This is a genomic window from Aporhodopirellula sallentina SM41, from assembly GCF_000346505.1.
GTDB lineage: Bacteria > Planctomycetota > Planctomycetia > Pirellulales > Pirellulaceae > Rhodopirellula > Rhodopirellula sallentina.
Genome location: NZ_ANOH01000065.1, coordinates 15,359 through 26,862 on the forward strand (window position 1 = coordinate 15,359; position 11,504 = coordinate 26,862).

The 11,504-nt window shown below is 57.0% G+C and carries 7 protein-coding genes; 3 read left to right on the forward strand and 4 right to left on the reverse strand.

The features are described from left to right. Positions 1 to 5: 5 nt before the first annotated feature. From RSSM_RS03400 to RSSM_RS03410, 3 genes are read right to left on the reverse strand one after another with little or no spacing between them, the layout of a single operon-like run. A complete protein-coding gene (locus RSSM_RS03400) occupies positions 6 to 3,083 on the reverse strand; it encodes a DUF1553 domain-containing protein (RefSeq protein WP_008674510.1) in 3,078 nt (1,025 codons plus the stop codon). Beyond that, positions 3,070 to 4,809, reverse strand: a complete 1,740-nt coding sequence (locus tag RSSM_RS03405) for a LamG domain-containing protein (protein ID WP_008674512.1) — start codon at positions 4,807 to 4,809, stop codon at positions 3,070 to 3,072. The genes RSSM_RS03400 and RSSM_RS03405 overlap by 14 nt, the downstream gene beginning before the upstream one ends. Next, a complete protein-coding gene (locus RSSM_RS03410; RefSeq protein WP_085979977.1) occupies positions 4,806 to 5,330 on the reverse strand; it encodes a sigma-70 family RNA polymerase sigma factor in 525 nt (174 codons plus the stop codon). Before RSSM_RS03410 ends, RSSM_RS03405 begins: the two co-directional genes overlap by 4 nt. A gap of 231 nt (positions 5,331 to 5,561) precedes the next feature. On the opposite strand from RSSM_RS03410, the gene RSSM_RS03415 reads away from it, so the two are divergent. From RSSM_RS03415 to pgi, 3 genes are all read left to right on the forward strand, one after another. Beyond that, positions 5,562 to 6,998, forward strand: a complete 1,437-nt coding sequence (locus RSSM_RS03415) for an ArsB/NhaD family transporter (RefSeq protein WP_044300895.1) — start codon at positions 5,562 to 5,564, stop codon at positions 6,996 to 6,998. A gap of 54 nt (positions 6,999 to 7,052) precedes the next feature. Beyond that, positions 7,053 to 8,042 (forward strand): hypothetical protein, encoded by a 990-nt coding sequence (locus tag RSSM_RS03420; RefSeq protein WP_008674516.1) that lies wholly within the window; start codon positions 7,053 to 7,055, stop codon positions 8,040 to 8,042. Between the two features lie 145 nt (positions 8,043 to 8,187). After that, positions 8,188 to 9,816, forward strand: a complete 1,629-nt coding sequence (gene pgi, locus RSSM_RS03425) for a glucose-6-phosphate isomerase (protein ID WP_008674518.1) — start codon at positions 8,188 to 8,190, stop codon at positions 9,814 to 9,816. 237 nt (positions 9,817 to 10,053) lie between these two features. On the opposite strand, the gene RSSM_RS03430 is transcribed toward pgi, so the two are convergent. Beyond that, on the reverse strand, positions 10,054 to 11,445 hold the full coding sequence (locus RSSM_RS03430) for a Gfo/Idh/MocA family protein (RefSeq protein WP_008674522.1): 1,392 nt from the start codon (positions 11,443 to 11,445) through the stop codon (positions 10,054 to 10,056). Between the last annotated feature and the right edge of the window lie 59 nt (positions 11,446 to 11,504).

The following is an 11,504-nucleotide window of genomic DNA, read 5'->3' on the forward strand; positions in this document are numbered from 1 at the left end:
AACGTCTACCGAATGTAGAGGAACTCGTTGGTGTTGAACAAAAGCAGGCAGAGATCCGCCAAGGCCCGTGTTTCCGGACCGACATCCGACGGCTTCGCATCTGCCACGTAGTCTTCGAAGACCGGTAAGATTTCCGTGTATTCAAACGGTTTTCCCGTGAACTCTTCGACGAGAGACCGCGTGATTTCGGTTGGATAAACCGTCGCCTCCGGATGGATTTCCTCGTGATACTCTCGCATGTCAGCGACGTATTCTCTCAGACGCGACAACTCATCCGGAGTCGGCGTCCTCCCAAGAATCGTTCGGAACGCGTCGACGACGTGATTCGCCGTCGACGCATCACTCGCCATCTCGCCCGAATCGCCCGACTTCAGCGTGGACATTTCCTGCAGACGAATCGCCATCGCGATCGACCGATCGGTCATCATGTCGCTGTTGAGCAGTGTTAACGCTTGCGGCGACACGGCGGCATCGTCTCGGCGTTCACAGGACTCGTTCGGGTTAGGTTGATTGAATAGTTCGAGCATCGGATCCGCCTGACCACGAACCCGGTACGCGTACAGCGTGCGTCGGTTGCGTTGTTCGGGTCGGCGTGAAGGTTGATACGCCGGCGCCAACGAAAACTGAATCATCCGAGGCTGCAATGCCACCTCCATGTTGATCTCGGGAAAGGCGGGCAGACCTCCGATTTGCGGATTCAATTCGCCCGTCATCGCGAGCATGGCGTCTCTCATTTCTTCCGACGTCAAACGACGAATCGGAAACGAAGCCAACAACCGATTGCTCGGATCCTGATCCACCACCGCAGCGTGGTTAGGATGATAGCTGCTGCGTTGATACGCCTCCGACATCATTATCATTCGATGCAAACGCTTGACCTTCCATCCGCCGCGAAGAAACTCGTCCGCGAGGAAGTCGAGCAATTCGGGATGCGTCGGCTTGGCCCCCTTGCCTCCGAAGTTGTTCGCATTGGCGGCGATGCCAGTGCCAAAATGCGATTGCCAAATCCGATTGACGATCGACCGTACCGCGAGCGGATTCTCTGCGTTCGCAATCCATTTTGCGAGCCCCAATCGGCGCCCATTGATTTGATCTGTTAAACGGTACTCGTCCCCTTCCGGATCCATTGCACCGGCACCCACCCCGGTCATGCTCAACACCCCCGGACCAACGGCATCGGCAGGCGCCGTCAACGCACCACCGGTCAAGATATACGACTTGGTTCGCTTCGACAGATCCAACGTTTTTGGCATGCGCAGTTTCCGAGCTCCGATCGCCGCCTCTTTGTCCGAGGCATTGAAAACGCTCTGAGCCATCGGCTCGTATCGCTCGAGACGTCGCCGCCAGATCCATTCGTCTTGCTTGCGAACCTTCAGTCGCCCCTGCTCGACGTGGTTGAGCCCCACGTGACGAGGCGGCTTATCTTCGTCGGGTAGATTCCTTCGAGCATCTTCGTCTTGGTACGGTAGGCCGCGTTCTTCGAACCACTCTTTCGCTGCGGCCTCTTGCTTGGCAAGCAACGCATCCATTTTGCTCTTTGCGAACCCCAGCATCCGCTCGACGTGACGTTTGCTCTCATCGAATCCGCTTCGGTTTTCCTCGGGAAGAAACGGCACCGGACGTTCCGCCATCTGCGTGGCCGAGAACGCCGCGTACATGCGGTAGTAGTCGCGAGTGGGAATCGGATCAAACTTATGATCGTGGCATTTCACACAACGCAGAGTCGTTGATAGAAATGTTTGGCCGACGTTGTTGACGATGTCATCAAGGAAGATTTGACGGGCCTCGTCTTTTTCGATCATCGCGTTGTCCCAATGCCCCATGCGGAGATAACCGGTCGCGACAATAGCCTCGGCTTCCTCCGGTGTGTACGCACCCTCCAATCGAATGCGGTGCACGCGTTGTTCGATTTCATCAGCGGACAATTCATCTCCGAACTCTCTGCGCAGCCGTCGCCGCACCGATTCATCCGCCAACTCGTCACCGGCGATCTGTTCCAAGACAAATCGGTCGTATGGTTTGTCATCATTGAACGCGCGAACGACGTAGTCACGATACCGCCACATGTTGGACCGTTCGTAGTCGTTTGCCATGCCGCCGGTATCGGCATAACGTGTCACGTCGAACCAATGCTGAGCCGCCCGCTCGCCATAACGCGGACTCGATAACAATCGATCAATGAGGGTTTCCCAAGCCGTCTCGGGGTCGGTTTCCCTCGCCAACAAAAAATCTTCAATCTCATCGGGAGTCGGCGGTAATCCGGTCAGATCAAACGTCGCCCGCCGAATCAGCTCGAGCGGTGTCGCACGCGGCGCCGGTGCGATCCCGGCATCGTCCAAACGCCGACTAATAAAACGATCGATCGCGGCAAATCCGTGAACCTCGGTTGCGGAACGTATCGGTTCGATCGCCCACAAATCCGTCACGTCGTAGCGACGCATCGTCCACTGCTGCGATGTGCCGCCACTGGTACGAACCAACACGCCGTCTTCAGTGACCTCGCGACTGGCCTCGTCTCGCAGGATCGCGGCTTGCGTTTCGTCATCTGGCCACACCGCACCGAGGCGGATCCATTTGCGGATCGCATCGACCTGCGACGCCGACAAACGGTCGCTTTCCTTCGGTGGCATTTCGTTGTACTGCCACTCGATCGAATGCACCAAGACGCTGTTATCCGGATCGCCCGGAACAATCGCCGGTTCCTCCGTTTCGCCTCCCCGCAACAAACCGTCGAGGGTCCGCATATCGAACTCTCCGCGACGTTTTTCCGCGTCCGCGCCATGGCAGCCGAAACACTTCTCGGCAAACACGGGCAACACTTCGAGGGTGAAAAGCCAGTGACCTTCGTGGGCAACATCAATTACCTGCGATCCGGTGTTTTGCAACTCTGCCGCCGGTGCTTCGGCGCGAGATTCTTCAGCGACTCCTATAACAAACGCAACCGCAATCAACAGCACTCGACCAATAATCGTCATCGTGAGAGCCCCCTCATTGGACACTCGCCCCCGCCAACGCGACCGGTTCGATAGCGAGACCGATCGACGCGACTTCTTTCCGGAGTCGTCATCGCTAGGGTTTTCCATGTAGATAGATCTCCTGAATTTCGGCGGCGGAAAGCACGTCGGAAAAAATCGCAAACTCGTCGATGCTGCCGTTCAAATTGCGAATCGCAAAGTCTCGATCGGGCCGATACGGCCGTGTCCAGTTCCCGATCGTCGACGGGCCAAAACGAGTGTTCGTCGCGACTTGCTCCTTCGGAATCGCCTGCTCGTGAAGCAATTCGCCATCGAGATAGTGTCGCACAACACAGCGATCCACGTCGTAGGTGGTTGCTAAATGCAACCACTTGCCGCTCAGTGACGGATCCCAAAATACGGGCGAGAGCACTTTCCGTTTGTTGACCGGTTTTTTCTTCCCTTTGGGAAACGCGCGAACCGAAAAGTAGAGTTGTCCGGTATCGAGAATCTGCCAATGAGGTTCGCCCTCATTGTAATCGTCGGTCAGGAACAGTGAGTTGTACCAACGGTCCAAACTATCGATGCGTACCCACGCCGAAAAAGAGAGCGAACGGTACTCACCGGGAATCGAAACTCGGACCCGGTCCCCAGGGTGTTTGAACTCCAACGACGTCTTCCCAGCCCAACGTCCTTCCGCGGGAACCGCACCGACGATCGCACCATCGAGTTCCTGATCGACCGGCTCGATCCGACATCGCAGTCGCCGGTTCCAACGCCCGAAGTTGTTGAAGTCATAGTAGGCGATCAGACGCGGATCGTGACGGAACGATTCCGACCACGCTTGCCAGCGATGATATCGATCCAACTGCCGGGCGGAGACCTTTTCGTGGAACGATTGAACGTCGACAAACTCCTCCGGTCGAGCATCGGAATGGGCAGTCACTCCGTCTCGGCCGTGCGTCACCGCTTCACCCTCTTCCAACAGGCGAGCCACGTCACCGGGATGATGCACCTCAACCTCTCCTTCGAAGACCTCCACCCCCATCCCGTCGTCGGAGACCACGACTCCAAACTCGGTCCCCAAATCAACCACTCGGGTATCGTTTGCTTCGACGGTAAACCCCAGCGCAGCGGGTGGTACTTGTGCCCGCAGTTTCCCTCGTTCTAACCTCGCCAAGTCGGTCGTGACCAACTCCAACTTCGCGGGCCCTTCGAGCACGACCGTCGCCCCGCAGAAAAACTCAATCTGGACGACGCCTTCGTCGATTTCGAAATTGCCCGGCACGAGAGCCTGGCCGGCCGACAACTCACGCCCATCGACCATCGCGTCGACACCGGCCACCTGAGTCACCATGGCGACGCCCGGCGAAGAAGGCTCCGCGTCAGACCGCTGTGCCGATCCGGTAGCCATCGTGGGATGCCGTGAACCGTTGCCGCCGGCGACCTCGTCTTCCACCGGCCTCCGAAAAAAAACAAACACCATCAGCCCAGCGGCGATCGCTCCGATAAAAAATGCGAGTGTCCTGGACGAACGGTCGGTCGAACCGGAGAGCGCCCGATTGTCACGAGCGGCAGCGTGCAAATCCACCGACGCACCGAAACCTCTATTCGATACATCGCCCCCTTCGTTTCGCGTTGACCCCAAATCGCCCGACGCAGGAACAACGAGGCTTTCACCACGACCGGCCTCCGACCTCAATGCCGCGTGGAACGTTTGTAGCCGTGCGAAATGAATCCGCGCGTTTTCGTCACCGCGGAGCAGTTCACGAAGTCGCCGAACACCCTCATCACTGAGCGTGCCCGCGTCCCACTCGCTGAGCAATTCTTCGATTTCTTGCATCGGGTCGCTCACAGCTCTGACATCTTTAATTGTTGAGAAACGCACTTGAACAACTTCTGACGCACACGCGTCAACGCGACCTTCACCGCACCGTTGGTTCGACCAACCGACTCGGCAATGTCGGCAATCGATTGCTCGCGAAAATACCGTCGATGAATCAGCGCGCGATTTTCTTCGTCGAGACGCCCAAGGCAGGTGCGAAGCGGGACTCGGTAGTCGTCCAATCGTTCCATCTCGATTTCAAGCACGCCGCTGAGTTGTTCGGCGAGCTCGGAATCCACCAACAGTCGCTCCCGCCCATGATCACGGATATTTGAAAGAACTTGATAGCGGGCGATTCCAAATGCCCACGGCGTGAAGGGTTTGCCGGGGTCAAATTCATCGATTTTTCGCCACAGCACCAAATTGGTCTCTTGAACCACGTCGCTAGCACGCGAATGGTTCCCCAGAAGCGAATACACGTACCCGTACAGACGCGTTTGGTGCTCGGTCAGGTGCTGAACAAATTGTTCGGTTTTATTTTCTGCGGTCACATCCACTCCGTATCGAGCCGACTCATCTCACCCAGCCTTTTCCACCACATCCCCGATGGTTACAGCGGGATAGCCCATATTATCAAAATCGGGCAAAATACCTGTCGTTTTCACCACGCGGCCGCATTCCACGCCGATTCGCAGCATCGATTTGCAACATCGATCCGCAAGTTTGAATCACCACGGAGACTCACCTTGATGCTTCCTACGGAACATGTGACCGGCGAACCGATGGCAGATGTCATCGCGAACCTCGGCGCGAATCTGTCGACGACGGACTGGAGCCCGTTGGCTGCCTCGCTGACGCAGATGCCGACCTCGTCGTCTCCCGCGTGGGTGATGTTGCTGTTCGCCGCGGTGATGATGGCGACGTACGTCGGGGTCGCGGTCGAACGATTCCACAAAACCGTCGCGGCGCTCTGCGGAGCCGCGGTGCTGGTCATCCTCAGCATCGCGTTGGACCTGTTTGAATACCACAAGGTCTATGAGTTCCTCAAAGAAGACCTTAACATTTTCGGCGTGATCATCGGGACGGGCATCCTCGTCGACGTCGTTGGCAAGAGCGGCCTATTTCACTTCCTCAGCATGTGGATCGTCCGTTTCACCGGAGGCCGTGCGAGCTCGTTGTTCATGACGCTGTGCGTGGTCACGTTCCTCTTTGTCAGTGTGCTGACCATCGTGCCCGCGATGTTGATTCTCAGTTCTCTTGTGCTGGTGATCTGTCGATCGCTCGGATACAAACCGATGCCGCTGCTGCTGTCGGTCGCGATTTGTGCCAACAGTGGTGCGATCGCAACCTTCGCCAGTGGTCTGCCGAACATCATGATCGGAACCGCCGCGGGAATCCCCTATGTCGACTTCCTCAAAGTCTCGCTGCCGTACGCCGTGGTCAGCCTGATCGTCGCGATCATCGGATTGCGATTTTTCTTCCGGAATGACCTTCCCTGGAAGCAATCCGAATCGGACAAGGCCGCACTCAAACAACAAATCGAAGGCTTCGACCCGTGGGCGATGGTGGAAGACCGCCGCGTGCTGCTGCGGAGTGCCATTATCTTGATCGCCACCGTGTGCGGTTTTGCTCTCGCTCAACCTCTCGGCGTTGGCATGGACTTTGTCGCCATGGTGGGAGCGACCGCAGCCTTGTTGTTCTCGGGCAAGGGAGTCGAAGACGCGATCGGCAAAGTCAACTGGACGGTGATCCTTTTCTTCATGGGGCTGTTCATCATCATCGGGTGCGTGAAAGAAACCGGGGCACTCAAATGGGTTGCCGAACAGGTGATCGCATTTTCCGGAAACAAGATTGCATTGCTGATCCCTTTGATGGGTGTGTTCTCAGCGGTCGCGAGTTCCATCGTCGACAACATTCCGGTCGCCGCGACGTTGATTCCGATCGTCCAAGACATCTCCGGAGGCGAAACCGGGGTCCCGGCGGAGCCTTTGTGGTGGACACTGATCATTTGCTGTAACCTCGGCGGAAACGGCACCCCGATCGGGTCCATTTCCTGCGTGATCGCCATTTACGCTCTCAAAAAGGAAGTCGGCGTGCACGTCGGATGGGGCACCTTTTTGAAACTCGGTGGCGCGATCATGTTCGTTCAAGTCATCGGCGCAATCCTCTACGTCATGTTCATGCACTCACAAGGCTGGATCCCCGCGATCGCGTCTTGACGCCATTTTGCAGCTAATCGCCTTCTCCGCTTCTCTACTTTTCAGGCCCCCGCGATGGACGATGCATCAGATTTTGACCGCGACGTTGACGACTCGATGAGGTTGTTCGAACGCGCCCGCGTTGGCTCGGCGATGCCGCTGACTCCCACCCGTCCCGCCCGTGTACTGTTGGTGCTCGATGGATCGGACCAAGACCCGACGTCGATCGCCTCGGCGTTGCATCTTCGCGAGACCTGCAACACCGAAACACTAGTCCTCGACGCCCGTGAGGTCCCCGCCGGTGACTCCCCCGAGGACAACACGGAATCATCGACACCTTCTCCGGCCACTGAATTAGCCACCAACACAGCCGGCAAAATCACCGGCAGCCGAGCCATCTCGCGGCCACCGGGCGAATCATTCGAAGCGATCCTCGATTCGCTCAAAACGCATGACGTCAACCTCGTGATCGTGCCGAGCCCGTTCGGACGTTCGTTTGAAAAAGTCGGCGCCGACAGCGTCGGGACAACCATTGACGTGCTTCTCTCTCGGTGTGCGGTCCCGTTCCTCGTGATTCGGCACCCCGAACAAACCCTGGCTGATTGCTCGCAACGCGTCAGTGTTCTGGTGGGCAGCGAATGCGATGTCGAAAATCGAGCCGCCGCGTGGGCCTTCGGACTCGCACGCCCCGGCGGAGAGGTGTCGCTCAACTTGGTCGTCGAAAAGGAACACTTCGAAAACGTCCGAGCGATTCTCGAATCGGTGGATCCCGGTAAACAGTTCAACGTCGATATGCTTGCCGACGTGCTCGCCAAAACGCACCAAAACCTGCATGCGGCCATGGTCAAAACCGCCGAAGACCTTGGCGTCCGCTACCACCTCATGCCACAACCCGGCGAGACCGCACCGCCTAATCCACTCTCGGACACGCACAAACAAATGCTCGTCCTGCCGCTGGAGGTCGACGACCGGTTCACGCAGGGGTTCGTGATCGATCGCATTCGCCGCAGCCCGCACCCGGTCCTCGTCGTTGCCGGCCACGTCAAAGCCACGGAAGCCTCCTGACGGCTCCGGATCAGAAAAACTCGTACAGAAGCGCTCCGCACAAACGTACAAAAAACCGCAGGTGCAGCACCCTTCGAGGAAGCCGCACGCTGAACTAAAACATACGTGCTCTCCAAATTTCGCCACCCCGACACCGACACGATCCATGCCCGACACCCTCAAAAACTTCCCGCAATTCCAAGCTCTTTCCTCACACTACGACTCGATCAAGGACAAACACCTCCGCGATCTGTTCGCCGAAGACTCGTCGCGGGGCGAAACGCTGACCGCCGAGGGAGTGGGACTCTACCTCGACTACTCGAAAAACCGAGTCACCTCCGAGACCATTAACCTGTTGCTCGATCTCGCCCGTGCCTGCGAACTGCCGAGCCGGATCGAAGCGATGTTCTCGGGCGAGAAAATCAACCTGACCGAAGGCCGCGCCGTTCTGCACACCGCCCTGCGTGCACCGTCTGACGCGGTTGTGCTCGTCGATGGCGAAAATGTGATCCCCGAGGTTCACGCGGTGCTCGACAAAATGTCGGCATTCTGCGACCGCGTTCGCGACGGGAAATGGCTCGGACACACCGGCAAACGGATCCGGAACATCGTCAACATTGGCATCGGCGGTTCCGATCTCGGCCCCGTGATGGCCTACGAGGCGTTGAAAAGTTTCAGCCAACGCGATCTCACGTTCCGCTTTGTCAGCAACGTCGACGCGACCGATTTTGCCGAAGCGGTCGTGGACCTCGATCCGATGGAAACACTGTTCATCGTGGCATCTAAAACGTTCACCACGATCGAGACAATGACCAACGCGAACACCGCTCGCGAATGGTTGCTACACAAAATCGGTGGTGATGAATCGGCGATCGCGAAACACTTCGTCGCGTTGTCGACCAACGCGGAGAAGGTGTCCGAGTTCGGAATCGACACCGCCAACATGTTCGAGTTCTGGGACTGGGTTGGTGGTCGCTATTCAATGGACTCCGCCATCGGGCTCTCGACCATGCTCGCGGTCGGGCCTCAAGGCTTCCGCGAAATGCTCAGCGGATTCCGGCAGATGGACGATCACTTCCGCACCACACCGCTGGAGAAGAACCTTCCCGTGCTGATGGGCATGCTGTCGGTTTGGTACTCGAACTTCTTCGGCGTCGAAACGACCGCCGTTCTCCCGTACGAACAATACCTCAAACGCTTCCCCGCGTACCTCCAACAGCTCACGATGGAGAGCAACGGCAAGACCACAACCGTCGACGGCCGAAAAGTGGGTTACGAAACGGGTTTGATCTACTGGGGCGAACCCGGCACCAACGGCCAACACTCGTTCTATCAACTCATCCACCAAGGAACGCGTTTGATTCCTTGCGACTTCATCGCGTTTGGCAAATCACTCAACCCGATCGGACCTCACCACGACATCCTCATCGCCAACGTCCTGGCGCAGAGCGAAGCACTCGCGTTCGGAAAAACCGCCGACGAAGTCAAAGCCGAGGGCACGCAGGATTGGTTGGTTCCTCACCGCGTCTTCGAAGGCAACCGTCCGTCCAACACGATCTTTGGCGAAGAAATGTCGCCCGCGATGCTCGGCAAACTGGTCGCGTTGTACGAACACAGCGTCTATGTACAAAGCGTGATTTGGAACATTGACGCGTTTGACCAATGGGGCGTCGAACTCGGCAAAGTGCTCGCCAAGGCAATCATCCCGGAACTCTCACCTGAGCACAGCGAAGAACTCAAACACGACAGTTCCACCAACACATTGATCGAGCGGTACCGCAAAATGCGATCGTAAGAACGCGATTCAAAATCACTCGTATTCTGTTCTCGGGTAGCCCGTAGTGGATCTTGTGAAAGATCCTCATGCAGCCGGATCTTCCACAAGATCCACTACCCGAGAAGAAAGCCGACATAAACGACTACGGCGTCTTTCACTCGGACACCTCAGAATACAAACCACTCAAAAGACAAACGCCACCGTTCAAACGAACAGTGGCGTTTTTTATTGGCAACGAAGTTCGATGAACAACGTTTAGGTCTCTTTCCAATCTCGCGCCCCCGGCAACGGGAAATATCCCTCGTCACCAGCCACGACCGGTGGAGCACTATCGAAAGTCATCTCGTCGAGTTGATCGCAGAACTGGAACTTCGAGTTCACAATTTCATCCCTGGTCACGACACGGTTCAGGTGACAGGCCGCCCGCCCCATTAACGATGCGTAGTCCGAATACACCGCTCGCTTGGCTTCGTTGTGCGGCAGGTCATTGCGGATACTCTTGATGAACGAAATCCATTCATAATCCCAAGGGCTATGAGCATCCGGCGTCGGCGACCATTCAATGTTGGCATCACTGACAACTTGGTCTTTAAACATGTGCACGGTTGCCTTGTGCACCTTGCCGGAAAACTGCGCGGCTTTCTTGGTTCCATGGACGAACGTGGCAAACTCATTGAACCCGCCTTGCGCCCGACGGAAACCACAAAATGCTTTCTTGCCGTTGGCGAACGTGAACTCCATCGAATAGGTGTCCATGTTTTGCCCACGGTCCGTGCTCCCGACTTCTCGGCCTCCCATCCCATGACAGGAAACCGGCCAGTCATCCATGAGCCAACAGCACTCGTCGATTTGGTGAATGAGAAAGTCCACCATGTGTCCCGAACCGACCCACAGCAGTCCAATCTTTCCGAAACGCAGCTGTTCCTTCAGCACGTTCGATTTGTCGCGCTGATCGCCCATCCAACGACGGCCACCGAGTCGATTCGCACAAACGTAGGAGATGTCTCCGATCGCATCTTCGCGAATGCGTTCAATCAAGGCTGCCCGAGCCGGTGAGTGGCGGCACTGCAACCCGGCTGCGATTTTCACGCCGTTTTGTTCTGCCAATTCACCCGCACGCAGCATCCGATGCAGCCCCATCGGATCGGTCGCAAACGGTTTTTCCATAAACACGTTGATCCCACGACTGACCGCATATTCAACATGGACCGGACGGATATAAGCGCGTGTTGTGCACAACGCGACGTCGCCTGGTTTGAGCGTGTCGATCGCCTTCTTATAGGCATCGAAACCGATGAATTGACGCTCCGGTGGAACGTCAACTTTGTCCGCATACTTTTTCTTCAGCGACCGCAGACGCAGTTCAACATTTCTTGGGTCCAAATCCGCGGTGGCGTGCAGCGAGATCGGCCCTTGGTTGCTGGTCCCGAATGCATTGACCACCGCTCCGGTTCCCCGGCTTCCGCAACCGACCAACGCTAGTCGTATCATATTGTCTTCGCCAACATGCACCGACGTCGCGGCAGTGGCGGGCAGTACAGATCCAGCGGCCAGAACGCCGCCAGCTTGAATGAATCGCCTTCGATTCGAGCCTTCTGCCGATGGCAAGTGTGTGTCGGAATGGGCAGATGATTGCGGTTTACTCATGGGTGTTCACGCGATCGTTCGAGGTGGGATTTGACGGAGGGAAGGCGCAGTATACACCA

Excerpts from the sequence above, each read along its gene's own strand:
- RSSM_RS03400 (WP_008674510.1), bottom strand. The coding sequence starts at position 3,083 with ATGGAAAACCCTAGCGATGACGACTCCGGAAAGAAGTCGCGTCGATCG.
- pgi (WP_008674518.1), top strand. The coding sequence starts at position 8,188 with ATGCCCGACACCCTCAAAAACTTCCCGCAATTCCAAGCTCTTTCCTCA.
- RSSM_RS03420 (WP_008674516.1), top strand. The coding sequence starts at position 7,053 with ATGGACGATGCATCAGATTTTGACCGCGACGTTGACGACTCGATGAGG.
- RSSM_RS03430 (WP_008674522.1), bottom strand. The coding sequence starts at position 11,445 with ATGAGTAAACCGCAATCATCTGCCCATTCCGACACACACTTGCCATCG.
- RSSM_RS03415 (WP_044300895.1), top strand. The coding sequence starts at position 5,562 with ATGGCAGATGTCATCGCGAACCTCGGCGCGAATCTGTCGACGACGGAC.